This is a genomic window from Paraburkholderia susongensis (assembly GCF_900177725.1).
GTDB lineage: Bacteria > Pseudomonadota > Gammaproteobacteria > Burkholderiales > Burkholderiaceae > Paraburkholderia > Paraburkholderia susongensis.
The window spans coordinates 117993-142042 of record NZ_FXAT01000010.1; the positions used below are offsets into that span (position 1 = coordinate 117993).

The 24050-nt window shown below is 62.1% G+C and carries 22 protein-coding genes and 1 pseudogene; 11 read left to right on the forward strand and 12 right to left on the reverse strand.

Translation table 11 applies throughout. The annotated features are described in order from the left end of the window. Nucleotides 1–96: 96 nt before the first annotated feature. Nucleotides 97–819: pseudogene (locus B9Z01_RS36395) on the forward strand (ABC transporter permease). A 22-nt stretch (nt 820–841) separates the two neighbouring features. Here the strand turns inward: B9Z01_RS36395 and B9Z01_RS25470 are convergent. From B9Z01_RS25470 to B9Z01_RS25480, 3 genes are all read right to left on the reverse strand, one after another. Then, nucleotides 842–1945, reverse strand: coding sequence for an alpha/beta hydrolase (locus B9Z01_RS25470; protein ID WP_420814722.1), 1104 nt, complete (start codon nt 1943–1945; stop codon nt 842–844). Nucleotides 1946–2092: 147 nt separating this feature from the next. After that, entirely contained in the window at nt 2093–2758 is a 666-nt protein-coding gene (locus tag B9Z01_RS25475) for a glutathione S-transferase family protein (protein WP_208626199.1), read from the reverse strand. 51 nt (nt 2759–2809) lie between these two features. Further along, nucleotides 2810–3595, reverse strand: coding sequence for an IclR family transcriptional regulator (locus B9Z01_RS25480; protein ID WP_085488189.1), 786 nt, complete (start codon nt 3593–3595; stop codon nt 2810–2812). A 242-nt stretch (nt 3596–3837) separates the two neighbouring features. On the opposite strand from B9Z01_RS25480, the gene B9Z01_RS25485 reads away from it, so the two are divergent. The 6 genes from B9Z01_RS25485 (at nt 3838) to B9Z01_RS25510 (ending at nt 9758) form a co-directional block, all read left to right on the forward strand. Then, nucleotides 3838–4902 (forward strand): ABC transporter ATP-binding protein, encoded by a 1065-nt coding sequence (locus B9Z01_RS25485; RefSeq protein WP_085488191.1) that lies wholly within the window; start codon nt 3838–3840, stop codon nt 4900–4902. 108 nt (nt 4903–5010) lie between these two features. Next, on the forward strand, nt 5011–6360 hold the full coding sequence (locus tag B9Z01_RS25490) for an ABC transporter substrate-binding protein (protein ID WP_085488193.1): 1350 nt from the start codon (nt 5011–5013) through the stop codon (nt 6358–6360). Then, complete coding sequence (locus B9Z01_RS25495) at nt 6360–7337, forward strand: carbohydrate ABC transporter permease (protein WP_085488195.1); 978 nt, start codon at nt 6360–6362, stop codon at nt 7335–7337. The genes B9Z01_RS25490 and B9Z01_RS25495 overlap by 1 nt, the downstream gene beginning before the upstream one ends. Before the next feature lies 1 nt (nt 7338). Continuing rightward, a complete protein-coding gene (locus tag B9Z01_RS25500; protein WP_085488197.1) occupies nt 7339–8169 on the forward strand; it encodes a carbohydrate ABC transporter permease in 831 nt (276 codons plus the stop codon). Between the two features lie 69 nt (nt 8170–8238). Further along, nucleotides 8239–9363, forward strand: a complete 1125-nt coding sequence (locus B9Z01_RS25505) for a mandelate racemase/muconate lactonizing enzyme family protein (RefSeq protein WP_085488199.1) — start codon at nt 8239–8241, stop codon at nt 9361–9363. Between the two features lie 56 nt (nt 9364–9419). After that, the gene (locus B9Z01_RS25510) at nt 9420–9758 is read left to right on the forward strand and encodes an L-rhamnose mutarotase (protein ID WP_085488201.1); all 339 of its coding nucleotides are present in this window, start codon (nt 9420–9422) and stop codon (nt 9756–9758) included. Nucleotides 9759–9770: 12 nt separating this feature from the next. Here B9Z01_RS25510 and trpS read toward each other — a convergent pair whose 3' ends face one another. Then, on the reverse strand, nt 9771–10787 hold the full coding sequence (gene trpS, locus B9Z01_RS25515; RefSeq protein ID WP_085488205.1) for a tryptophan--tRNA ligase: 1017 nt from the start codon (nt 10785–10787) through the stop codon (nt 9771–9773). Nucleotides 10788–11341: 554 nt separating this feature from the next. Here trpS and B9Z01_RS25520 point away from each other — a divergent pair. Then, complete coding sequence (locus B9Z01_RS25520; protein WP_085488207.1) at nt 11342–12142, forward strand: bestrophin-like domain; 801 nt, start codon at nt 11342–11344, stop codon at nt 12140–12142. 51 nt (nt 12143–12193) lie between these two features. Then, nucleotides 12194–13426, forward strand: coding sequence for a cation:proton antiporter (locus B9Z01_RS25525; protein ID WP_085488209.1), 1233 nt, complete (start codon nt 12194–12196; stop codon nt 13424–13426). Between the two features lie 101 nt (nt 13427–13527). Here B9Z01_RS25525 and B9Z01_RS25530 read toward each other — a convergent pair whose 3' ends face one another. Then, nucleotides 13528–14202, reverse strand: a complete 675-nt coding sequence (locus B9Z01_RS25530) for a hypothetical protein (protein ID WP_085488211.1) — start codon at nt 14200–14202, stop codon at nt 13528–13530. A 585-nt stretch (nt 14203–14787) separates the two neighbouring features. Here B9Z01_RS25530 and B9Z01_RS25535 point away from each other — a divergent pair. Continuing rightward, a complete protein-coding gene (locus tag B9Z01_RS25535; RefSeq protein ID WP_338047416.1) occupies nt 14788–15321 on the forward strand; it encodes a cysteine hydrolase family protein in 534 nt (177 codons plus the stop codon). Between the two features lie 285 nt (nt 15322–15606). Then, nucleotides 15607–16416, forward strand: a complete 810-nt coding sequence (locus B9Z01_RS25540) for an AAC(3) family N-acetyltransferase (protein WP_085488215.1) — start codon at nt 15607–15609, stop codon at nt 16414–16416. Between the two features lie 98 nt (nt 16417–16514). Here the strand turns inward: B9Z01_RS25540 and acuI are convergent, their stop codons facing one another. The 7 genes from acuI to B9Z01_RS25575 form a co-directional block, all read right to left on the reverse strand. Further along, nucleotides 16515–17513, reverse strand: coding sequence for an acrylyl-CoA reductase (NADPH) (acuI, locus tag B9Z01_RS25545; RefSeq protein WP_085488217.1), 999 nt, complete (start codon nt 17511–17513; stop codon nt 16515–16517). A 30-nt stretch (nt 17514–17543) separates the two neighbouring features. Next, nucleotides 17544–18311: an enoyl-CoA hydratase/isomerase family protein gene (locus B9Z01_RS25550; RefSeq protein ID WP_085488219.1), complete on the reverse strand. Its 768-nt coding sequence runs from the start codon at nt 18309–18311 to the stop codon at nt 17544–17546. Nucleotides 18312–18386: 75 nt separating this feature from the next. After that, nucleotides 18387–20012 carry a class I adenylate-forming enzyme family protein gene (locus B9Z01_RS25555; protein ID WP_085488221.1) on the reverse strand — a complete coding sequence of 542 codons (1626 nt, stop codon included), beginning with the start codon at nt 20010–20012 and terminating at the stop codon, nt 18387–18389. A gap of 24 nt (nt 20013–20036) precedes the next feature. Then, entirely contained in the window at nt 20037–20843 is an 807-nt protein-coding gene (locus tag B9Z01_RS25560) for an ABC transporter permease (protein WP_085488223.1), read from the reverse strand. Continuing rightward, entirely contained in the window at nt 20840–21739 is a 900-nt protein-coding gene (locus B9Z01_RS25565; RefSeq protein ID WP_208626202.1) for an ABC transporter permease, read from the reverse strand. Before B9Z01_RS25565 ends, B9Z01_RS25560 begins: the two co-directional genes overlap by 4 nt. A 17-nt stretch (nt 21740–21756) precedes the next feature. Then, nucleotides 21757–22812 (reverse strand): ABC transporter substrate-binding protein, encoded by a 1056-nt coding sequence (locus tag B9Z01_RS25570; protein ID WP_085488227.1) that lies wholly within the window; start codon nt 22810–22812, stop codon nt 21757–21759. A gap of 31 nt (nt 22813–22843) precedes the next feature. Continuing rightward, entirely contained in the window at nt 22844–23911 is a 1068-nt protein-coding gene (locus tag B9Z01_RS25575; protein WP_085488229.1) for an ABC transporter ATP-binding protein, read from the reverse strand. Between the last annotated feature and the right edge of the window lie 139 nt (nt 23912–24050).

The window sequence follows — 24050 nt, forward strand, 5'->3', positions numbered from 1 at the left end:
GGTACAGAGACCTTCAAACTTGCGATGCCTCCTGCTGCCCGACGCACGCCAGGAAACCGCCGCAGCCTGCGTCAGTCGATCCGTGATTCGCTAGTCATGGCTTATCGGAGCGTGCTCAAGATGCGCCGCACGCCAGAACAGTTTTTCGACGTAACGCTTCAGCCCATTGTCTTCACGCTGATGTTCACCTACCTCTTCGGAGGCGCGATCTCCGGTAATGTGCTGAGCTATCTGCCTGTCATCATTCCGGGCATCCTCGTTCAGACGGTTCTCACCACGTCCTCAAGCACGGGCGTACAGTTGCGCGAAGACATGGACAAAGGCGTGTTTAACCGCTTTCGCACACTGCCCATCGCCCGAATCGCGCCGCTGGCCGGAGCCTTGCTCGCAGACACCGTCCGCTTTGCCATTGCCGCCGTGCTCACCTTGATCATGGGCTACATCATGGGCTATCGGCCCAACCTGGGCGGTATCGTGGCCGGTGGTTTGCTGGTGATGTTTTCCGCCTAGTGTATCAGTTGGATTTTTGCACTTCTCGGGGTGATGGCTCGCAGTGCTTCCAACGTGAACGGCATGGCGACACTCGTGCTGTTCCCGCTAACTTTCCTGTCCAACGCCTTCGTTCCCGCAAAGACCTTGCCGGGTTGGTTGCAGGTATTCGTGCATTACAATCCTGTCTCGCACCTTGTCTCGGCGGTGCGAGCACTGGCTGGCAACGGCTTCATCGGGCTGGACTTCTGGCTGACCCTACTCGGTTCCTTGATTATCGTGGCGATCTTTGCACCGCTCACTGTGCGCGCATATATGCGCCATCCTTAATCACCACGCATCGGATGAATCATCACTGCGATTCCGGCCGCACACTTTGAGCCGTTCCTGCGACTACCGGACATGATTGCGGTATTGCCCGATCGAACAGCACCGCCAGACCGCAATCCGACGTGAACATGCCGAGATTGTCGTGCCCGACTCCCGGAACTTCAACGACCTTCTGGTTGAGATCGGACGGGTGCCGGTGTTTCAGATAATCGAAGTACGCGAGCCCGCGTGCAAGCCGGTAAGGGCCTTGCGCCATGGCGGCACATGAGCGATCGATAAAATGCGTGTAGGGATTCGTATCGGCTTCGCCGAGCAAATACACGACATTGCGTGCGACATACCCCGACTCAAGATCGTGCGCATCCTGTGAAGCGACATACGGTGGCGCAGACTTCAGCCCATATTTCCACTCGGTCGCCAGCGGACAGGAGATGCCTGCGCTATCCGGTCGCGCGTCGTCGAAATACAGGTAGCTCGACGGATTGGCCACGACGTAGCGGATCGAAATGCCAGCGCGATCCAGCTTCGCCCCTCCACGCCCTACCACCGCATACCGTTGCACAAACTGGGCACCCGCGGAATGTCCCATCACGACCACCATCGACAGCGCGGGATACAGGCGGCGGTCGGCGAAATGCGCCAGTAGTGCATCAAGAGCCGTGAAGGAACTGATTGCTTCGGGCTGGCGTGCCGGCTCACCGCCTTTCCATCCTTCCTGCGACCAGGCCAGCGTTTGCGCGGACAGCGAGAATGCCCGCGTGTCGTGCTGTGTCAGAAACTGCGGGGCAACGACCATTGTCCCCTTGCCGAGGGCACCGGCCCGTTCAACGATCTTCCGCCCGGTTGCGTAGTAGACGTCGGCATTTCTCAGCGTGCCGTGAATCACGACGAATACCCTTGTCACGTCCGGCGCAGTTTCGTCGATTGCACGGTCGGCATAAACGGGCAGCACCCCGCTTCCTTGCGGGGTATCGACGAGCAAACGTTGACTCGCAACTGCCTTGACCGGCGCATCCAGCACCTTCCGATCGGCAGGCTGGGCACAGCCCACTATTGCGCCTACGACCGAGGCGGCCACGAGCAAGGCGATCCAGGACTGTTTTCTAACGGCAGATAGCGTCTTCACGCGATCGTCGCTCCTTATTTTGCCGGCCCGCCCGGCGAACTGATTGTACGCCGCGGGTGTACGCCAGCGGTACACCTGCAGCCGGGAACGCGAACAGCCGCTTTCCGCCGCCTTCGCTGCCCTTTGCGGCCACGAAGCCGACCTGCATCAGCCGGCCGATGGCTTGCCGGTGAAAACCGCCAGTTGAGCGGCGAAAGCGCGCCTGTACGCGGGCCGCGCCTCGCCGCGGGCGACATAGGCGGAGAGGTTCGGATATTCGTCCAGCAGACCCGAGGCTTTCAACCTGATTAACACCGACACCATCATCAGGTCGCCCGCGCTGAACGCACCATCGAGCCAGTCGGCGTTGCCAAGGCGATCGGAAAGCTCGCCTAGCCGGTCACGGATGCGATCCTCGACGATGGGCAGGCGCTGCTCATACCAGGCCTTGTCGCGCTCCAGGAACTTGATGGTTTGGAGATCGAGGATCGGCGGCTCAATCGTGTTGAGCGCGGCAAACATCCATGTGATCGCGCGTGCCCTGGCATTCGCATCGTCAGGTAGCAGGCCTGCATGGCACTCCGCGATATGGAACACGATCGCCCCCGACTCGAACAGGGCAAGAGCGCCTTCTTCATAGGTCGGAATCTGCCCAAAAGGATGAAGCGTCCGATGCGCGGGTTCCTTCATTGCGCTGAACGAAACAAGACGAACCTCGTAAGGCTGGCCCACTTCTTCAAGCGCCCAGCGAACACGCATGTCACGCGCCAGTCCCTTGCCGCGATCGGGCGACCGTTCAAAGGCGGTGATAACGGGAAGCAGTGGAGGGGTCATGCCGGTTTCTCCTTTGCTGGATGTCTCATCGAGCGCCGAACCTCTCCTCCGTCACGTCGACGGCGGCTCCCAATACACGTTGAGCCCCATCAGCGTGGTCAGCATGTTCGCGGTGCCCTTCATCGCCTCGCCGACCTCGGCGATCGACGGCACCGGCGCGTTGTCGATGCGCTCGATATAAGGCGCGGTCAGCGATGCGATCGCATGTCCGTTGCGACCGAACACCGGATAGGCGAGATTGCGCACGCCCCTCACCTGCCGGCTTTGCATCCGCGCGAACCCGCGATGGCGAATCAGCTCGAGATCGCGTGCAAGCGCGGGCGGATCGACTTCGATTTCGCCATCGACGGGCACGTGCAGCGAAAGCATACGCTCGCGTTCCGCCTCGTCCTGGAACGCCATCAGCACCTGGCCGGACGCGGTGTCGGTCATGCCGATCAGCGTGCCCACCTTCAGAGAGAAGCCCCAGCGCTCGGGACTTTCGACACCCGCCACGATGATCACCCTGCCTGTCTGATAAACGCAGAGATGAAACGACTGCCGCACCTCGTTCGCCAGTTGCGTCATCAGCGGCAGCGCGGTCGACACGAGCGAGCGTACGGGCTGATGCCGGTGCGCGAGCTGGAACAGCAGCAGCGACAGCGCATAGCGCTCGCCGGCCGCGATCAGATAGCCGCGCGTCTGCAACGTGACGACCATCCGGAAGATCTCGTTCGTCGTACGGCCGAGCGTTCGCGCGAGCTCGACGAGCGACAACCCTTCAGGGTGATCCGCGAGCACTTCGATGATGTCGAGGCCCTTTTCGAGAGCCGGTGCTGAGTAGCGCGTCGTATCCAATGTGTTGTTCCTTCGCAAGTGCCGGGAGGTTGGCTGGGTTGGTTGCCTGTCGCCCGCTCTCGATTGTAGTGCTGCGCGGGCCGCCCGCGGCGCGCGGCAACGGCTGCCGCGCCACATCGCAGGGGCGGGAAAACACCGATGTCTATTTTATGTATAAAAATAAATTTCATCATTAAAATGTATCTCATCAGACATGCGGGACAGTTCGAGCAGGCGCCGGTCCCGCCGGAGGAGAAACACGAATGGCCGAAGTTGCGTTCGAGCAGGTGCAGAAGTCGTTTGGCGCGGTGCAGGTGCTAAGGCACATCGACCTGACCGTGCGCAACGGCGAATTCCTCGTTCTCGTCGGGCCGAGCGGCTGTGGCAAGTCCACGCTGCTGCGTGCGCTCGCCGGTCTCGAGGGGGTCACGCATGGCCGCATCCTGATCGACGGGCGCGTCGTCAATGGCCTGCCGCCCAAGGATCGCGACATCGCGATGGTGTTTCAGAACTACGCGCTCTACCCTCACATGAGCGTCCAGGAGAACCTCACCTTCGCCCTCAAGCTGCGCAATCTGAAGCCGCAGGAGATCGAGGTGCGCGCCCGCGAGGCCGCCACGATCCTCGGGCTCGAGGGGTTGCTCGAGCGCTACCCGCGCCATCTGTCGGGCGGGCAAAGGCAGCGCGTCGCGATGGGACGCGCGATCGTTCGTGATCCGAAAGTTTTTCTGTTCGACGAGCCGCTCTCGAATCTCGACGCCAAGCTGCGCGTGCAGATGCGCGCGGAAATCCGCGCGCTGCATCAGCGGCTGAAGGCCACGACCGTCTACGTCACGCATGACCAGATCGAGGCGATGACCATGGCCGATCGCATCGTCGTGCTCAACGGCGGCGTGGTCGAGCAGATCGGCGCGCCGCTCGACCTGTACGACGACCCGGACAACCTGTTCGTCGCGAGCTTCATCGGCTCGCCGGCCATGAATCGCTTCAGCGGCGTGTACGAGCACACGGCGGACGGCCCGCGCGTGCGCATCGCAGACCATGCGTTGCCGGCGCCGGACGTGAACGCCACACCGGGTCAGCGCGTGAGCATCGGCATACGGCCGGAGCATCTCGTCCCGCACGCAGACGGCGGATTGCCGTTCGCCGTCGACGTGGTGGAGCCCACTGGCGCGTCGACCGAGTTGTTCGGCAGCGTTGCGGGCGAGCGCTGCTGCGTGCTGATCAACGGCCGCGCCGCGCTGAAACCCGGCACCGTCACCGCGCTGAGCGCGGCGCCCGAACATGTCTATCTGTTCGATGCGCAAAGCGGTCAACGTCTGCGCTGAGCGCCGCCGCGCCACCGCCGAAGCGCGCGGGCCCTGCCCCGCATCCGCATCACAACCCGCGACAGCAAAGCCGTCCCGGCACGACGGCCAACCACAAGGAGACGCAACATGTCGGGCTGCAACAGGAGGAAAACCGCGCGCGGCGCAGTCGTGCGCGTGATGGTGTCGGTGCTGGCGTTGGCCGGTCTCGTCGCGGCGGGCGCCGCACGAGCCGACAACGAATTCAAGGGCTACACGCTACGCGTGAAGCTGATCGGCGGTGTGCAGTACGAGGCGCTCTACACGCGCATTCCACTGTGGGAGAAAAAAACCGGCGCCAAGGTCGATATCGTGTCGCGCAAGAGCCATTTCGAACTCGACCGCGAACTCAAGCAGGACATCGCGTCGAACCACATCGACTACTGCGTGTCGTCGAATCATACGAACTTCGCGGCCCAGTATCCGATCTTCCGTGACCTGAAGGGGCTCTTTCCCGCGGACTATCTCGCGCAGTTCGCGCCGAACCTCATCAAGCAATCCGAAGTGAACGGGCATCTCGTGCAGATTCCGCGCTCGACCGACATCGAGGCGCTCTACTACGACAAGACCGTTTTCGACGACCCGGCAATTCAGGCCGCGTATCGCAAGCAGTTCAACGAACCGCTCGCACCGCCGAAGAATTTTGCCGAGTTCACGCAGCAGGCGAAATTCTTCACCAAGTCGCCCGACTTCTACGGCACGCAGTTCCCAGGCAAGGATGAGGCGCTGACCGGCACCTTCTATTCGCTGCTCGTCGCGAACGGCGGTCAACTGCTCGACGCGAAGATGCGGCCCACGTTCAACTCGCCGGTGGGCGTGAAGACCCTCGACTGGTTCATCGACCTGTACAAGGCGGGCGCGGTGCCCAAGGGCGCACCCAACTACGTCTGGGACGATCTCGGCAACAACTTCGCCGCGGGCAAGGTCGCGCTCGACATGGACTGGCCCGGCTTCGCATCGTTCTACAACGACCCGAAGACCTCGAAGCTCTCGGGCAAGGTCGGCGTCGTGCCGGCGCCGCTCGGGGCCGGCGGCAAACGGCCCGGCTGGTCGGGCTCGCACAGCTTCTCGATCACGAAGACGTGCGACCGCCCCGATGTCGCGGCGAGCTTCGTCGAATTCCTGACGAGCCATGATTCGCAGATGGTGGAGGCGCGCCTCGGCACGATCCCATCGCGGCTCGACGCGCAGCGCGACGCGGTCAAGGAATTTCAGGCGAAGCACGACGACTACATGGCGAATGCCATGTCCGTGTTCAGCACCGCGGCGAAGGACGATTCGTTCACGCCGCCGCGCATCGCGCAGTGGAACGAGATCTCGAACGCGCTGTGGCCGGAACTGCAGAAGGCGATCATCGGCGACAAGAGCTCGAAGCAGGCACTCGACGACGCCGCGAAAAAGGTCTCCGATATCATGCAGGACGCCGCCGACAACGACTGATGATGAACTTCGAACAACGCGGCAGCGACGACATGCAACCCGGCGGCACGCGTCTTGCACAGCGCACGCCGCAGATACCGTCCGTCGTGCGCGAGCATTTGTCGCTGCCCATGAAGCTGCTGCTGCCGGCTTTCCTGTCGGTGGCGATCGTGGTCCTGCTGCCGCTCCTGTTCTCGCTGTACACGAGCTTCACGGCGTACCGGCTGACCGATCCGGACACCCTCACCCATTTCATCGGCTGGCGCAACTACACCCGCGCGCTGACCAATGAAGATTTCTGGGCCGCGTTCGGCCGCACCGTGCTGTTCCTCACCCTCGCGCTCAATCTGGAGATGCTGCTCGGCCTCGGCATCGCGCTGCTCCTGAATCGCGTGACCAGAGGACAGCGCGCGCTGCGCACGGTCATGATGTTCCCGATGATGTTTTCGCCGGTGCTGGTCGGTTTCCAGTTCAAGTTCATGCTGAACGACAGCACCGGCGTCATCAACCATCTGCTGCAGGTGCTGTTCGGCATGCACGGCTCCATTCCGTTTCTCGTCAACGAGAAAACGGCGCTGCTCTCGCTGATTGCCGCGGAGGTCTGGAACTCGACACCGGTATTCGCGGTGATCCTGCTCGCGGGGCTGATGGCACTGCCGAAGGACCCGATCGAGGCGTCGAAGGTGGACGGCTGCACACCGTGGCAGACCTTCCGCTACGTGACGCTGCCGTATCTGATGCCATTCATCTACATCGCGATGACGATTCGCTCGCTCGACGTGGGCCGTGCGTACGACATCGTGCGAATCATGACGAACGGCGGCCCGGGCGGGCGCACCGAGCTGCTGTGGACGATGATCGGCCGGATCGCGTACGACGACTCGCACATGGGCTACGCGAATGCCATCGCTTACATATCGGTGCTCGTGTCGATCCTGTTCACGCTGTACTTCTTCCGCAAACTCAATGCCGCGCGCCGGCACATAGGACCCGCCTAAGATGAAACGCTGCGCACTGTGGTTCGGCGTGTTCGTGGTGATGGCCGTGATCTGCCTGCCGGGGCTATGGATCATTCTCAACGCGTTCCGCTCGAATGTCGCGATTCTGTCGAACCAGTCCCCGTTCGCCGCCAGCAGCTACACGCTCGACAACTTCCGCGCGATGTTCGGCTTCGGCCAGATGGCGTCGCTGCCTATCGCGAAGTATTTCGTGAACTCGGTCATCATCTCGAGCGTCAGCACGGCGGCAGCGCTCGCGATCGGCATGCTCGGCGGGTATTCGTTCGCGCGCTTCGAATTCCGCCGCAAGAACCTCGCGTTCGTGCTGTTGATGCTGACACGGGCGATTCCGGGCATTGCGCTCTCGCTGCCCATCTTCATCCTGTGGGCATGGACGGGGCTGCTCGACACGCGTATCGGCGTCATCATCGTGTACCTCGCGATGAACGTGCCGTTCACCGTCTGGCTGATCGACGGTTTCTTCCGCGAGGTGCCGATCGAGCTCTCGCAGGCCGCGCTGATCGATGGCTGCAACCGCTGGCAGGCGTTCTGGCGTGTCGAGCTGCCGCTCGCGCGCTCGGGCATCGCATCGGCCGGCATCTTCGCCTTCCTGACGAGCTGGAACGAGTTCGCGCTCGCTACCCAGCTATGCCGCAGCCCCGACACGAAAACGTTGCCGGTCGGGCTCATGGACTACACCGCGCAGTTTTCCGTCGACTGGGCCGGCATGTGCGCCATGGCCGTCATCATCATCGTGCCCGCTATCGTGCTGACCTTCATCGCGCAGAAACATCTGATCGCCGGTCTCACGCTGGGCGGCGTGAAAGGCTAGAGGCTAAAGGCTGAGGGCTGAAGCCCCAACCAGGCACGGCGAACGCAACGCAACCGCAGAGGAATGCCCATGACAACAATAGACGCAGTCGAGATCCGCCAGGTGGACCTGCAGCCGAAGGTCAAGCGCACCGACGCCATCCAGTCGTTCGTCGTGCAGGAAACCGTGCTCGTGACAGTGCGCTGCGCCGACGGCAGCAGCGGCACCGGCTACACCTACACGATCGGCACCGGCGGCTCGTCGGTCGTCGCGCTGCTGCGCGACCATCTGGCGCCGCGGCTCATCGGCCGCGATCCCGCCGCGGTCGAGGCGATCTGGCGCGACCTGCTATTCCATACCCACGCCACGGCCGTCGGCGCGATTACGAGCCTCGCGCTCGCCGCCATCGACACGGCGCTGTGGGACCGCAACACGCGCGCCGCCGGCGTGCCGCTGTGGGTCGCCGCGGGCGGCGCCAAGCCGCGCACGCGCACCTATTCGACCGAGGGCGGATGGCTGCACCTGTCGGAACAGGAACTGGTCGAGCAGACTTTGCAGGCGCGTTCGGACGGCTTTCGCGGCGCGAAGCTCAAGGTCGGCCGGCCACATGTATCCGACGATGTGCGGCGTCTCGACGCCGTGCGCAGCGCAGTGGGCGACGGATTCGAGTTGATGACCGATGCGAATCAGGGCTTCACGCTCGCGGAAGCATTGCGGCGCGCGCACGCGTTCGAGCCGTTTCGTCTCGCGTGGCTCGAGGAGCCGATGCCCGCCGAAAGCGTGGACGCGCATCGAAGGCTCAGTCTTTCGACTAGCGTGCCGGTTGCGGTCGGCGAATCGATGTACCACCCTGGCCAGTTCGCCGAGTACATGAAGGCCGATGCCTGCGCGATCGTGCAGGCCGATGTCGCCCGGGTCGGCGGCATCACGCCCTGGCTGAAAATCGCCCATACGGCGGAGGCGTTCAACCTCGATATCTGCCCGCACTTCCTGATGGAACTGCACGTGAGCCTGTGTGCGGCGGTGTCCAATGCGACCTGGGTGGAGTACATTCCGCAGCTCGATACGCTGACGCACAAGGGCGTGCGCATCGAGGACGGTTACGCGTACGCGCCGAACGAGCCGGGTCTTGGCATCGACTGGGACTGGGACGCGATTCGCGCCGCCGGGCACGTCGAGATGTCGATCGGCAAGTCGAGCCTGCAGGTGGCATGAACCGGGCGCAGATGAACAGGCCGCCATGTCTGCAATGAAAACGCAAAGGTAGAGTGATGCAAAAGATGGCGATGGTTGTCGGCATTCACGCGGAAAAGATCGCGGAGTACAAGCAACTGCATGCGGAGGTCTGGCCCGAGGTACTCGCGCGCATTCGGCAAAGCAACATCCGCAACTATGCGATCTTTCTTCGCGAGCCGGAAAACCTGCTGTTCGGCTACTGGGAATATGTCGGCCATGATTTCGCCGCCGACATGGCGGCGATGGCCGCCGATCCGGCGACCCAGCGCTGGTGGGCGTTGACCGCGCCGTGCCAGGCACGCTTGTCGAGCGCCCGGGATGGCGAGCAGTGGGCCATGATGGAGCAGGTTTTCAACTTCGATGCGCAAGCCTGAGTGAACCCGTTCTCAAGCCTCGAAGTAAGTCAGACCTAGTGCGCGCTTCACCTCTGACAGCGTGGCGCCCGCCACTTCTCTTGCGCGCGCCGTGCCACTGCGCAGGATAGCCAACACCTCGGCGCGGTCGTCTTCGTACTCGCGTCGACGCGCGCGAATGGGTTCTAGCAGGGACTGCAGCCGCTCGTTCAGCACGCGTTTGACGACGCTATCGCCCAGGCCGCCCCTGCGATACTGTGCTTTGAGTTCGTCCACCTGCGCGGCATCCGGTTCGAACGCATCCAGAAACGCGAAAACGACATTGCCCTCAACCTGGCCCGGGTCACTCACGCGCAAGTGCTTCGGATCGGTGTACATGTTATTGACGGCACGCGTGATCTCGTCCGCAGTGGCGCCGAGCGTGATGGCGTTGCCCAGCGACTTGCTCATCTTGGCCTTGCCGTCGATGCCGGGAAGCCGCGTCACCGGTGACAGCACGGCTTCACACTCGACCAGCACCTGCCTGTCCACGATATTGTTGAACCTGCGAACCAGTTCGTTGGTTTGCTCGATCATCGGCAACTGGTCATCGCCCACGGGTACGTGCGTCGCCTGGAACGCGGTGATGTCGGCCGCCTGACTCACCGGATAGGTGAGAAAGCCTGCGGGGATGTCGCGCTCGAACCCGCGCAGGCGGATTTCGTCCTTGATAGTCGGATTGCGCTCGAGGCGCGCGACCGTCACGAGGTTGAGCAGGTACTGCGACAACTCGGCCAGCTCCGGTACCTGCGACTGAATCAGGATGGTCGACTTCGCGGGGTCGATCCCAACGGCGAGGTAATCGAGCGCGACTTCGATGACGTTCTCAGTGACCTTCTGGTGCCGGCCCACGTTGTCGGTGAGCGCCTGGGTATCCGCGAGCAGCAGGAACTGCCGTGCCTCGTGCTGCAGTTGTACCCGGGCACGCAACGAGCCGATGTAGTGGCCGAGATGGAGCGGGCCGGTAGTCCGGTCGCCAGTGAGGATGGTGGGTCGATTCGCGAGTGTCATGGTCTGATGTTCCGGAGTTTCGACACCACCAGCCATCAGCGCGAAGAAACGAAAATGCCGCCCTGGCTGGCGGCATCACGTTTTCGATGTGCATGGAGAAACGGGCCGCCTGGTTCAGGCGGGCCACCAACGAAGCGAGTTCAGTTTCGTGTCCATGGGGTGAGTATAGCGCGGCATCGGGATCGGCCGCCTGGATAGATGATTGATCGATAGGGGAAGTGGGCCGAGCCAGTGTGAAAACGCATTCAGAGCCATAGCGCTGAATCTGCTCAAACGGGATACAGCCAGGAAGGCCGGACTGCAAAACTGAAGGCTCAAAGCCAGCGCCAGCGATCCGTATCGCGAGAAGCTCCCGGGCCTTTGAATTTCATGCGATTGCCCTGGAAACGCGGTATGGCCGCGAAAAAGCAGGTCGCGTCTGATTGACATCGAACCCGGCCTGTGGGAATTTAGCCAGTTTCCCCGCCTGGCCGCGCCATGTGCGCTTATCTCTCTATCCCGCTCCGGGACGAGATCACCTGATTGAAAAATCCCTATTTTTAACAGTTTGAGTAATGAAGGCATTACTGTTGGTTGATCTGGCTGATTTCACGCTTCACTCGTGGCATTTATTTCTGATTTCCCTGATCGTGCTGTGGTCCACAAGCTACATCGGCGCGACGGTTTTTACGCGTATACGCAAGCCGCAGGCGTCCGAAAACGAAGACGTTCGCATGATCCTGGGCGCGACACTTACGCTGCTTGGCCTCACCATTGGCTTTACGCTTTCGATGGCGATAGGCGGATATAACAGCCGTCAGAGTAATGAAGCAGCGGAAGCTGTGGCGATTACCACAGCGCTCGACCGTGCCGATCTTCTGCAGGACGGGCAGGCTACGACCTTGCGCCCGCTGCTTGCGCAGTATCTCGATGAACGCCTGAGTTTCTACCGCACCCACGATCGCGCGCAGCTCACGGCCCTCGGCAAGGAGACCGCTGCACTCAAACGCGAACTGTGGGACACCGTTGTTCGTAGCGCGCGGGCACAACCGACGCCACTGGCGGCACTTGCCGTGGCAGCGATGAGCGATGTACTCACCTCCGAGACAAATACGCAGGCGGGCTGGCGCAATCAGATTCCTCTTGCCGCCTGGGGGCTGATGGCAGTCATCGCTGCCTGCTGCAATCTTCTGGTTGGCTATTGCGCCGGAAGGAAGAAGCACGGCGCCCTGCTGTTCATGCTGCCGTTCGTGATCGCCGTTTCATTCACTCTGATCGGCGATATCGATGTTCCCGGCCGCGGTGTAATCCGCGTGAGCCCCGTGAATCTCGAGCGTATTGTCGACATTCTGCACGCAACGAACATGTCTGGCTGAGGCGCTATCGCCTGCCACCGCAATTTCTCCGATATCAACCCAGTCCCGACAATGACCATATTCCAGATCACAGGCGCCTTGTTCACCATCGTTGCCCTCTTCGGCGTCGTCAACTACCGCCTGATCCGGTTGCCCGATACGCTCGGAATTACGGCCGTTGGCCTCGTGGTCTGCCTTGCCATTTCGGCGCTGGGTTTCGTCTATCCAGGCATGGCAATCGCCGCAAGAAAGATCGTTTCACAGGTCGATTTCTCCGATATTGTTTTTCATGGACTGCTCAGCATTCTGCTGTTCGCGGGCGCACTGCACGTTGATCTCTCGAGGATGCGCACACAGCGCTTTACGGTGCTGCTGCTCGCGACGATCGGCGTGGTGATCTCCACCGCGGTCGTCGGCCTCGGCTTTTTCTATGTGACCCAGCAGCTCGGTCACCAGGTGAGCCTGCTATGGTGCCTGACTTTTGGCGCGCTCATCTCGCCCACGGATCCGATCGCGGTCCTCAGCGTGCTCAAGCGTGCTGGCGCGTCTGAGAGTCTGGAGACCAAGATTACGGGTGAATCGCTCTTCAATGACGGCACCGCGGTGGTGACATTCGCGACGTTAGTCGGGCTTGCTACAGGCGCGAACGAGTTTTCAGCCTCTGCGATAGCGATCGACCTGCTGCGGGAGGTCGCCGGAGCACTGGCCTTTGGCGTGGTCCTTGGCTTTGCCGCATCGCTTCTGCTTCGCGGTATCGACAGCTACCCAGTCGAGATCCTCATCACCCTCGCACTCGCTACCGGCGGATACAGCCTGGCCGAAGTTCTGCACGTATCCGCGCCTCTGGCGGTCGTCATCATGGGACTTGTCATTGGTAATCACGGTGCACTCACGTCCATGTCCGCGAAAACCCGCGAGCACCTGTTCAACTTCTGGGAGCTGCTCGACGAACTGCTCAATCTGATACTGTTCGGCCTCATCGGCCTTGAGATCATCGCACTGTCGCTACAACTGCGTATTGTCTGGCTAGGCTTGGCCGCAATTCCCGTTGTCCTTTTCGCGCGCGCGGTAAGCGTGGCCATCCCTCTTCTGGCCTTGCAAAATTTCCGCCGCCTTAACCGTCATTCGACGCTCGTACTCACCTGGGGCGGCTTGCGTGGGGGCATCTCGATTGCGCTTGCGCTGTCGCTGCCGGAGTTTGAGGGCCGCGAGATGCTCATCGGCGCAACCTATCTGGTGGTCGTTTTCAGCCTGCTGATACAGGCCACGACGCTTGGGCCGCTGATCCGGCGACTGAACCGTTAGAGCGGCGAAGTCTTCTTTCGAGTTCGACACGGCCGCGTGAATCTTCGCCCACCACGACCTGAGAGAGCGGCCATGAGAGTGACCCTATGCGAGGACGCGCGCTACGGTTTAACCGCGTAACGCACCAGTTCGGTCGCGGTCGTCGCGGGTGCGCCCTTTCCGGCCATGCGGCCTTGAAACTCCTCCCGAACCACGCGCTTGACGCTCGGGGCATACCACAGCGTCTCCTCCAACGGCCCCCCCCCAACACCCGATTGCGGCGACCAGACTCCCGTCATCCTGATCCTGATCGCGGAGAATGAGCCTGCCCTCGTCTTGATCTCCTCCACACCTTCCACTTCGCACTGGGCTCGCCGCAGCACAGTCGTGCCCGCTCCGCCGGTGGCCTGGCAGTCCGCCTCATAGCGCGTTCCGGCTCGCAACGGAAAATGAAGCGCGATACCGCAGGCGTGTTGGGTAGCTCCGTTGGGAATCACGTTTGCCTCAGAGGTCAGTTCTACACGTGCGCCTCCGGGCGCTATCAGCAGAGATGCACTCCCGTCGGGCTGGACGGACGTCACGGTTTGCGTGATGGTTTTACTTTTGCCGGACAGCAGGTCGGACCACAGATAGGTCCAGTTGTCTCCGGTCCTGTAGTGGGGCGCGTCCTGAGGCAGAAGGATGGCCTCTGCGCCGGCCGCGGAACGGCTTGAAGCGGCAAACCCTGCCACCAGCAGGCACACGGCCGTCTGCAAGCCGATATGCATGGACAAACGCTTGCTTTCGATTGCTTTCATGTCGGCCCCTCTTGTTCATGGATTCGGGTTGAACAGGCGCGAATCGAATTTGACCATTTGCAAAATCAACCGTTCCGGGGTGAGTGGGCTGCGTCGCATATTGGTGATGATATCGGGTGGTTGCAGGCTCGATAGCGAGTTGCCATTTGATTCAATGCGCATATATACCGGTTCACTCTTGCCTTGGTTACAGGGCTGTGTACGCGGATGGCAGTTGGCAAAGCGGCGGTAGGGGTATGGCGATGCCAGGCCCGCCGGTGCCTTGTCGCGGCCTACACGGGCTGGCAGCGGCCTGGCATGCGGCGTGCCAATGTGCCAGTCGGTTGTGCAGGCCGTGGGTGGTCCCGGCAGCCTCAGGATCGCAGCCCCCCCTCTTTGCGTCTGCACTCCTCCTGAGTGTTTCGATTGTGCCCGTCGGGTTGCCGCCTGGCGACGAGCGAAGAGCGTTGTGCGGCGATGTAGCCGCCATGTTGTAAAGTCTGCACTAGCCGATTCCGCGAGCTTCGGCTCGCACTCCAAACCGATCCGAAATTTCATCTATCTGCATACATGCGCTCCCTACTTCCTCCTCCTGGCGCGGTACTCTTGCTGATTGACTTGCAGCGGGCGATTGACCATCCAAGTTGGGGAGTGCGAAATAATCCTCATGCCGAGCAGCAAATTGGCAGAATGCTTGTCCATTGGCGCAACCGGGGTTGGCCCGTTTGGCATGTTCGGCACGACTCCACGAACCCGGAGTCTCACTACCGGCCGGGTCAGCCCGGACATGACTTCAAGCCGGAGGTTGAACCCGTGGCCGGAGAGCCGGTCATCCCGAAACAGACGAACAGTGCGTTCATCGGAACCAACCTGGAAGATCGGCTTCGTGTTGGGGGCTACGACACGTTGATCGTGGCAGGTGTCATCACGAACAATTCGGTCGAGGCAACGGTTCGCATGGCCGGTAATCTCGGTTTCCACACTTATCTCGTGGCCGACGGCTGCTTCACGTTCGCTCGTAACGACTGGAACGGCACACCACGCAGTGCCGAAGATGTTCACGCGATGTCGCTCGCCAATCTGGACTCCGAGTACTGCACCGTCACAACTACGGATGCGCTTTTAGGCGCTTACAGCTAGAACGATCGTGCAACGGCAGTTTGAATACCGAAACGCACCATTCGGAGACTGACCACCCGTAGGTCTGCTCTGGGCCGAGCAGGGAAGCCGAACTTCGCGACGAGGCTGGCGTTCAGCGGCGATCTGCAATGTTGCGGACTCGGCCGTAAGCAGTCAGTCGACAGACAATTATTGATGATCCTCGTACTACCTACGTCCCGCGCAGCGTCAAGACATTCACTACAATAACTGCTTTGCGCCTGCATACTCAACGTCGACTTCCCAACGATAATTTCAGTCCACAAAATGAAGGAAGCAGAACTGATTGCGCGAACCAAAGCGCCGATTACTGCCAGAAGCCTCGCGAACGAATTGGCGTTGCTTGGGCTCGGCAAAGGCGCCATCGTGCTCGTGCATTCATCGCTAAGCTCGCTCGGGTGGGTCTGCGGCGGCCCGGTGTCTGTTATCAAGGCTCTAATTGACACCGTGGGCGACTCGGGAACGATCGTGATGCCCGCTCAATCGAGAGATCTGACGGATCCTGCGAACTGGGGCGCCCCGCCCGTGCCGCAATCGTGGATTGAGACGATTCGCGAGACAATGCCCGCTTACGATCCCCGTATCACCCCGACCCGAGACATGGGACAGATCGCGGAGATCTTCCGCAACTGGCCCGGAGTTGTTCGAAGCAACCATCCGTCGGCCTCGTTTGCGGCTCTCGGGCCCGCGGCTATGGAAGTTATCGCTCACCAGAAGCTGGAGGATCCACTAGGAGAGGATTCGCCTCTCAGCGCGCTGTATCGGCTTGATTCAATCGTCCTTCTGATTGGCGTGGATTTCAATAAATGTACCGCGTTGCACTTCGCTGAGCGCAAGGTCTGGCCAAATCGACCGAAGATTAGAGAAGGTGCTCCGCTTCTGGTTGAAGGCGAAAGGCGGTGGATTTCGTTTGAAACCCCAGAGTTGATGGATAGCGATGATTTCCTTCCGATAGGAGATAGCGCAAGGATCGCCGGCCTTACAACCACGGGCTCGCTGGGAGAGGGACACGCTACCCTTCTGGCAATGCGAGACCTGGTAGACCACGCAGTTGCGCAGTGGTCGTCGCAGCCGTAAGCAATCACCCATGGCGAAGAGTAGGCGGGCACAATATCGAAGTGATTTGCCACGAACCCGAGGCCTAACCCTTCCATCGAGGGACGTCCCTCTCCTCTTCAAACCACTACGATAGTGCGGCCCTTGAGCCCGCCTGCACCGAAACGGCTCGCAGTCTCGAGCACCTCATCGAGCGAGATGGTGTTCGTGATCCGCGCCAGCTTGTCCCGATCCATCTCGGCCGCCAGTCTCGCCCACGCCTCCTCGCGCCGCGCCATCGGGCACATCACCGAATCCACGCCCAGCAGGCTCACGGCCCGGAGAATGAACGGCGCGACGGTCGTCGCGAGGTCCATCCCCTGCGCGAGACCGCATGCCGCCACGGCGCCGCCGTATTGCGTCTGAGCGCATGCATTGGCAAGCGTATGCGACCCGACGCTGTCGATGACACCGGCCCAGCGCTCCTTCTGAAGCGGCTTTGCGGGCGCCGACAGCGTCTCCCGATCGATCACCGACGACGCGCCAAGCGCCTTAAGGAACTCGCCTTCCTCCGCTTTTCCGGTCGAAGCCACGACGGTATAGCCGTTCGCGCTCAGCAAGGAAATAGCGAATGTGCCGACGCCGCCAGTCGCGCCCGTCACGAGAATCTCACCGTCCTCGGGCCGCACGCCTTGCCGCTGGAGCGCCATGCAACACAGCATGGCTGTATAACCCGCGGTGCCGATCGACATGCAGTCGGCGGTGGAAAACGTCGGCGGAACTCGCTGCAACCATCTGCCGGGCAAACGCGCCTTCTCGGCGAGGCAGCCCCAATGCGTCTCACCGAGCCCCCAGCCGTTGATGAAAACCAGCTCGCCCGGCTTCCAGCGCGAATCGGCCGACTCGATCACTTCTCCCGCGCCGTCGATACCGGCGACCATTGGCCATTTGCGCACGACCGGCGCGCGGCCGGTGATCGCGAGACCATCCTTGTAGTTGAGCGTCGAGTGCCGGATGCGCAGCAGCACGTCGCCCTCGGCAAGCGGGTTGTCGTCGAGCACGCTGTCGTCGAGCGTGTCGAGCGTCGCGGTAGAGGCCGCGCTCTCACCTTTCTGCAAATAAACGGCTTTGAATGTCATCGAATATCTCTCGAAATCAGATCGACCCTGTCAGGCCACGTTGGTGAAAACCGGTTTGCGCTTTTCCAGAAACGCCTTGACGCCTTCCACCGCATCCGCCTCCTTTTCCAGCGCGCGCGCAGTCCGCTGTTCGAACTCTTCCGCGCCCGAAACGCCCGATGCCTCCGCGAGCAGTACGCCATGCTTGATCGCGCTCACCACCGCGGGCGCATTGGCGGCGATGAGCCGGGCGAGCGAGAGCGCCGCATCGAGCACCTGTCCCTGCGCAACGAGACGGCTGACGAAGCCGCACCGGAACGCCTCGGCCGCGGACAGCGGTGCGCCCGTCAGCATGAGTTCGAGCGCGGCAGAGCGGCCCATCAGCAGCGGCAACCGGCCGAGCTGCCCGCCTTCGGGCAGCATGCCGAGCCGTGCGCCGGGCGAGCCGAACGTGGCGTTTTCGCTCGCCACGCGCAAATCGCAGGACATGGCAAGCATGAGGGCGGCTGCATAGCAGTGCCCATTGATCGCCGCGATGACCGGTTTCTTCATGTTCATCGGCTTGAGCACGGGACCTTCGTCCGTGCCGGCGCCCGCCTCGAAGCCGGTCGGCAGATCGTTGAGGTCGTGACCGCTCGAAAACGCGACGTCTCCCGCGCCGGTCACGACGACCACGCGGATTGCCGGATCCGCGTCGGCAATCTCGAACTGCGCCAGCAGATCGCCCGACATCGGGCCTTCGAATGCATTGCGCTTGCGCTCATTGCTGATGGTGAGGATGCGGATAGCATCAAGTGTCGTTGTGCGAATTTCGGCCATGGATGCTCCGTGATCGTTGATGCGGCGTGGGGCCGCTGCTTCGTTCGTAGTGTTCAATGAAATGGCTGAAGGCAGTCAGCGCCAGCAGTGCTCTTTCAGGTCGTAGGCGCCTACACGCAAGTCGGGCTTTTCAGTGCGCAGCACCTTTTTCTGCACGCGTTGTGAATCGGTCAGCGGCAGCGAATCGCGGTATTCGACGTAGCGCGGCAGCTTGAACGCCGCGAGCAGCGGCCGGCAATAGTCGACGATGCGCTGCGGCGTGACCGCATCCGCCGTGAAGTCCGGCGCGAGCTGGATATAGGCCTTCACCTCTTCTTCGTGATACGGATCGGGAACCGCGATCACGGCCGCATCCTGGATCTCCGGCATGCTGCGCAACACGCTTTCCACCTCGCGCGCCGAAATGTTCTCGCCATTGCGGCGCACCATGTCCTTCATGCGGCCGACGATATAGAAATAGCCATTTTCGTCCTGCCGCGCGATGTCGCCGGTGCGGAACCACCCGTCGAGATAAGACTCGGCGGTCGCGTCGGGGCGCTTGTAATAGCCTTTGAACAGGCCCCGGCCGCGTACCATCAGTTCGCCGAATATGCCGGGCGCGACCGCCTGTCCGGTCTCGTCCGCGACCTTCAGTTCGCGAAACGGCGCCGCGATGCCGCAACTGCCCGATCCGCTCATCCGTTCGAGCGCGTCGGCGGGCATGTAAGCGGCGCCGCCGATCTCCGTCATGCCGTAATACTCCTGCCCGCGCACGTCGAAGCGTTGCTCGAAGTCGCGATGATGCGCCGGAGAAAACGCGAAGATCGTCGCGATCTTCAGCGCATTGCACGCATCGTCGGGCGACGGCGGCTGCTTGTAGACCATGTCGAACAGAGCGCAGTAGTCGCATTCATGCGCGGACACGTCGCGCATGAAACGCTTCGCGCCGGACTTGCGCGGCAGGAATGCGCAACTGCCGCTCACCATCGCGTTGAGAAGAATGCGTTGCCCGACCATGTAGAACAGGCTCGACCCGACATAGAAACGCGACAGTGGCGTGCCGAAAAACTGCGTCGAGGTATGGGCGAGAATCAGCCAGTAATCGTGCGTCAGCATGCACGCCTTGGAGAAGCCGGTGGTGCCCGACGTGTATTGCAGATTGATCAGGTTGTCGCGATGGCGAGGCACGTCGGAAGCCCGGCGCTCCTTCGCGGCCTCGAGCAGCACGTCCCATGCGCGCGAGCCTTGCGGCGCTGCTCCGTTCACGACCACGACACGGTCTTTGTCCACGCGCAACGCCGGCAGCTCTTCGAGACGCGGCAGGAATTCAGCATCGATCACGAGGAACGACGCATCCGAAGTCTCGAGCACGTAGTCGATCTCGCGCGCCGTGTACGTCGCATTGACCGGCACGATAACTGCCTGCTGGCGCGCGAGAGCAAGCCACGTCAACGCGAATTCCTCGCAGTTCCAGGTCATGACGGCAACATGCGCGCCCGGCGTCACGCCGAGTTCTTCGAGCGCAGCAGCGACGTGATCGACGCTGCGGAGCACCTCGCGCCAGGTTTTCCTGTGACCGCTGTCGATGAAGTGCCATGCCGGATTGTCGCCGTGCGCGGCCACGGTGTCGAGCAGCTGATCGTAAATCGATGCGGGTAGTGTCATCGACTCGACGCGCCGGCGCAGCGACGCGGGATCTTCGGTATCGAAATGAGAGAACATGAGAACCTTGTACGTGATGGAGTGCTAACCGGCTTGTTTCTCGCGCGCGGGCTTGTGAAGCACCCACTCGGACAGGAATACGGCAAGCACGGTGACGAATATCAGCAGCGTCGCGACGGCGGCGACCACCGGAGTCAGGTCGTCGCGAACGTTGGCCCAGATGCGCATGGGCAGTGTTTCGTTGCGCCCCATGATGAACAGCGCGACGACAAGCTCGTCGAACGAGACAAAGAACGCAAAGATGGCCGAAGTCACGATGGAGGCGCGCAGCGAAGGCAGCGTGACGTACCAGAACGCCTTGAACGGCCCGGCGCCCATCACCCGCGCGGCGAGCGCGAGCGTCTCGCCGCGTTGCCGCAACCCGGTCGCCACGTTGATCACCACGAACGGCAGCGCGAGCATTCCATGCGCCATCACGATGCCGATCATCGAACCATACAGATGGAACCGGTTGAAAATGAGCATGATGCCCAGCGCGACGATGATGACCGGCACCACCTGCGGACTGAGGAAAGCACCGCCGATCAACCGGTCCCAGCGCGTGGAGCGGCGCAGCGCGAAAGCCGTCATGGTGCCCAGCACGGTCGCGAGAAGCGACGCCCAGAACCCGATGGCGACGCTGCGCAGCGTCGCGCCGATCCACGCCGGGCTAGCGAAGAAGCTCGCGAACCATTTCAGCGTGAAGCCCGTCGGCGGGAACTTCAGATAGCTCGTCTCGCTGACCGACATCGGAATCACAAGACACACGGGCAGTATGAGAAAGACCAGCACCAGAGCCACGTAAGCGGGCAGCAGCCATGTGCGGCCGGAATGTCGAACCGCCGGTGTCATCGCGTGCCTCCTTCGCTCGTGAGCATCGTGAAGCGTCGCAGCATGATGCTGAACAGCGCGACCACGACGAGTCCCGCGACGAGCAGGGTCATGCCGAGCGCGGACCCGAGGCCCCAGTCGAGCGTCTCGCTGATCTGCTGCGCGATCACGTTGGCGATCATCGCGTCCTTCGGTCCGCCCACGAGCGCCGGCGTGATGAAAAAGCCGAGCGCCAGCACGAAGGTCAGCACGCCGGCCGACACGGCGCCGCTCGCGCTCAACGGCAGAAAGACCCTGATGAATGCCCGGGCGGGCGTCGCGCCGAGGATGCGCGCGGCGCTGAGAAGCGAGCGGTTGATCGTGGACATCGACGAAAACATCGTCAGAATAGCAATGGGCAGCAGCACCTGAATCATCGCCGCATACACGGCGCCGCGTGTGTACAGCAGATGAAGCGGCGTGTCCGACAGGCCCAGCGCCGCCACGGCACTGTTGATCAGCCCTTCCCGCCCGAGCAGCACGATCCAGCTATAGGTGCGTATCAACACGCTAACCCACAGGGGAATCGTGATGAACAGCAGCAGCAGGCGCTGCTGTCGCGGCGAGCGCATCACCAGAAAATACGCAACCGGATAACCGGCTATGACGCAGGCAAAGCCAACTACCAGCGAGAGCCGCAGCGTGCTCAGCAGAATCGTGCGAAAAGGGCCCTCGGCGAGCACCGGCGCGAAGTGCGCGATGCTCCATCCGTCGTCGCCGCGTACGCTCCAGATCGCGACTTCGCCGACCGGCACGAGAAAGACGGCGATGAACAGGAGCGCCGCGGGCAGCAAGGGCCAGTATCGCCAGGATAGCGCACGACGCAGATTCAACCCGCGTGATGCGGGCTCGTCGAGCGAAGCCGGCGTCGGCGTCATGCTTGCTTCCTTTGCGCTCATTTGAGCCGCCATGCCTGCCAGCGCGCGAACAGTTCCTTCTGGTGATCGGCCCAGAAGTTCGCGTCGAAAGTGAACTGCAGCGGTGCGTTCGCGGCGGCTGTCGGCAAGTCCTTCGCCTCGTCCGCGCCGAGGATCTTGTACATGTCCGGGTTGTAGCCCGAATACGGCAACCCACGGGCGATCTGCGCGAGCCGCTGCGGATCGTTCCAGCAGTACTTCATGAACTCCATCGCGGCTTTCGGGTTCTGCGCGCCCTTCTGAATCGAGTAATAGCTGACCGTTTGCGATCCGCCGTTCCAGACGATGGAAACCGGCACCTTGTCCTTCTGCAACTGCGCAATGCGGCCGTTGAAAGCCGTCACGTAATAGGCATCGCCGGTCGCGAGCAGTTGCACCGGCTGCTGGCCCGTGGTCCACCATACGGTGATGGCCGGCTTGATCGCGTCGAGCTTGCGGAACGCGCGGTCGATGCCGCCTGGCGCCTTGAGCACGTCGTAGACCTTGTCGACCGGTACGCCATCGGCGATGAGCGCGAACTCGAGGTTTTCCATCGGCGAGTCGCGCAGCGACCGCGGGCCCGGAAAGTTCTTCGTGTCCCAGAAGTCGCTCCAGCCGTTGAACGTCTTGCCCGCCGGAACCTTGTCCGTCCGATAGCCGATGGCCGTCGTATAGGCGATCGCGCCGATCGCATACGGCTGCCGCGCAATCGGCGGCAGCTTGTGGTCCGGATCGACGATTTTCCAGTCGATCGGCAGTAGCCACTTGTTGCGTTCCGCGACCGGAAGCGAGGCGCCCTCGGTCGGCGAGATGTCCCACAGTACGTTGCCTGTCGTCTGCTGCACGCGAATCTGTGCCAGCGAATCTCCGGTGGAAGCTTGCGTGACGGTCACGCCAGTGGCCTTCGAGAAAGGATCGGTACAGACCGTCTTGAGCAGGTTCGCCCATGCGCCGCCATAGTTGGCCAGAACGAGCGAATCGGCATGAGCGTGCGTCGCCATGAGCACGAGCGCCGCCAGTGCGCTGCGCGTCGCATTTGAACGAAGTGAGGCCATCGACAACTCCATGTGTGCGTGAAAGAACGAATCAGAGATCCGGGACGAGAGCGGCATCGCCGGGAGAGAAAGCCAGCGAAACGGTGTCGCCGCGCTGCAGCTGCGTGGCGCTCGTGCCGCGCGGCTCGCGAAAATGCACGGCCGCGCCGCTACGGTGCCGCGCGCTGAAATCGATGACATCGCCGAGAAAGATGGCTTCGTCGAGCGTCACGTCGATGCGCACGTCGTCGTCACGGCAGGCGCGGCGCGCAAGATGCTCGGGGCGCACGCTCACGAAATGCGGCACAGCGGAAGCCGGCGTGCGTGCATCGGTCCACGACACGCCGAGACCTGGAATCGAGATGCGGCCCCGGGAGTCGAGGTCCGCCGCGAAGAGATTGGTCTGTCCGATGAATTGCGCGACAAAACGGCTGCACGGGCGGTCGTACATATCGAGCGGGCTGCCCACCTGGGCGATGCGTCCGTCGCGCAGCACCACGATGCGATCGGACATCGCAAGCGCCTCTCGCTGATCGTGCGTGACATAGACCACGGTGCAGCCGAGCTGATGCTGAATCGATTTGATCTCGAATTGCAGCGCCTCGCGCAGCTTGAGATCCAGCGCGCCGAGCGGCTCGTCCATGAGCAGCACAGGCGGTTCGAAAACAATGGCGCGCGCGATCGCCACGCGCTGCTGCTGTCCGCCCGAGAGCTCGCGCGGCATTCTACCGGCATAAGCCTCGAGCCGGACCGCCTGCAGCGCCCGTTTGACGCGTCCACCGATATCCTTTCTGGACGTGCCGCGCATGCGTAGCGGAAACGCGATATTTTCCGCTACGCTCATGTGCGGGAAGAGCGAATAGTTTTGAAACACCATCCCGAGGTTTCGGCGCTCCGGCGGCAGTTCCGCCACCGAGCGTCCGCCGATGCGGATGTCGCCGGAGGTGATCGGCATGAAGCCTGCCAGCGCATTGAGCGCGGTCGTCTTTCCTGATCCGCTGCTGCCCAGAATCGTGATGAACTCGCCTGCTTCGACCAACAGCGAGAAATCGTGTAGCGCCGTCACCGCACCATAGCGCTTGACGACGTGGGTGAACTCAATGGTGGATCCGGTCTTCATGTGCCTCTGCCCCCGGGCTCGATCGTGTTTGCAAGGCCGCCCGACACACATTTCTGATTCATGCGGATGCGCGGTCATGTAAAATAACGGAATGTTCATTTTTGAACACTTCGTCATTTACGAACAGTAGGTATAAAAA

What these genes read in the sequence shown, in the direction of transcription:
- B9Z01_RS25475 (WP_208626199.1), bottom strand. Translation starts at nt 2,758, where the DNA reads ATGACCCCTCCACTGCTTCCCGTTATCACCGCCTTTGAACGGTCGCCC.
- B9Z01_RS25485 (WP_085488191.1), top strand. Translation starts at nt 3,838, where the DNA reads ATGGCCGAAGTTGCGTTCGAGCAGGTGCAGAAGTCGTTTGGCGCGGTG.
- B9Z01_RS25490 (WP_085488193.1), top strand. Translation starts at nt 5,011, where the DNA reads ATGTCGGGCTGCAACAGGAGGAAAACCGCGCGCGGCGCAGTCGTGCGC.
- B9Z01_RS25495 (WP_085488195.1), top strand. Translation starts at nt 6,360, where the DNA reads ATGATGAACTTCGAACAACGCGGCAGCGACGACATGCAACCCGGCGGC.
- B9Z01_RS25500 (WP_085488197.1), top strand. Translation starts at nt 7,339, where the DNA reads ATGAAACGCTGCGCACTGTGGTTCGGCGTGTTCGTGGTGATGGCCGTG.
- B9Z01_RS25505 (WP_085488199.1), top strand. Translation starts at nt 8,239, where the DNA reads ATGACAACAATAGACGCAGTCGAGATCCGCCAGGTGGACCTGCAGCCG.
- B9Z01_RS25510 (WP_085488201.1), top strand. Translation starts at nt 9,420, where the DNA reads ATGCAAAAGATGGCGATGGTTGTCGGCATTCACGCGGAAAAGATCGCG.
- trpS (WP_085488205.1), bottom strand. Translation starts at nt 10,787, where the DNA reads ATGACACTCGCGAATCGACCCACCATCCTCACTGGCGACCGGACTACC.
- B9Z01_RS25520 (WP_085488207.1), top strand. Translation starts at nt 11,342, where the DNA reads ATGAAGGCATTACTGTTGGTTGATCTGGCTGATTTCACGCTTCACTCG.
- B9Z01_RS25525 (WP_085488209.1), top strand. Translation starts at nt 12,194, where the DNA reads ATGACCATATTCCAGATCACAGGCGCCTTGTTCACCATCGTTGCCCTC.
- B9Z01_RS25530 (WP_085488211.1), bottom strand. Translation starts at nt 14,202, where the DNA reads ATGAAAGCAATCGAAAGCAAGCGTTTGTCCATGCATATCGGCTTGCAG.
- B9Z01_RS25540 (WP_085488215.1), top strand. Translation starts at nt 15,607, where the DNA reads ATGAAGGAAGCAGAACTGATTGCGCGAACCAAAGCGCCGATTACTGCC.
- acuI (WP_085488217.1), bottom strand. Translation starts at nt 17,513, where the DNA reads ATGACATTCAAAGCCGTTTATTTGCAGAAAGGTGAGAGCGCGGCCTCT.
- B9Z01_RS25550 (WP_085488219.1), bottom strand. Translation starts at nt 18,311, where the DNA reads ATGGCCGAAATTCGCACAACGACACTTGATGCTATCCGCATCCTCACC.
- B9Z01_RS25555 (WP_085488221.1), bottom strand. Translation starts at nt 20,012, where the DNA reads ATGTTCTCTCATTTCGATACCGAAGATCCCGCGTCGCTGCGCCGGCGC.
- B9Z01_RS25560 (WP_085488223.1), bottom strand. Translation starts at nt 20,843, where the DNA reads ATGACACCGGCGGTTCGACATTCCGGCCGCACATGGCTGCTGCCCGCT.
- B9Z01_RS25565 (WP_208626202.1), bottom strand. Translation starts at nt 21,739, where the DNA reads ATGACGCCGACGCCGGCTTCGCTCGACGAGCCCGCATCACGCGGGTTG.
- B9Z01_RS25570 (WP_085488227.1), bottom strand. Translation starts at nt 22,812, where the DNA reads ATGGCCTCACTTCGTTCAAATGCGACGCGCAGCGCACTGGCGGCGCTC.
- B9Z01_RS25575 (WP_085488229.1), bottom strand. Translation starts at nt 23,911, where the DNA reads ATGAAGACCGGATCCACCATTGAGTTCACCCACGTCGTCAAGCGCTAT.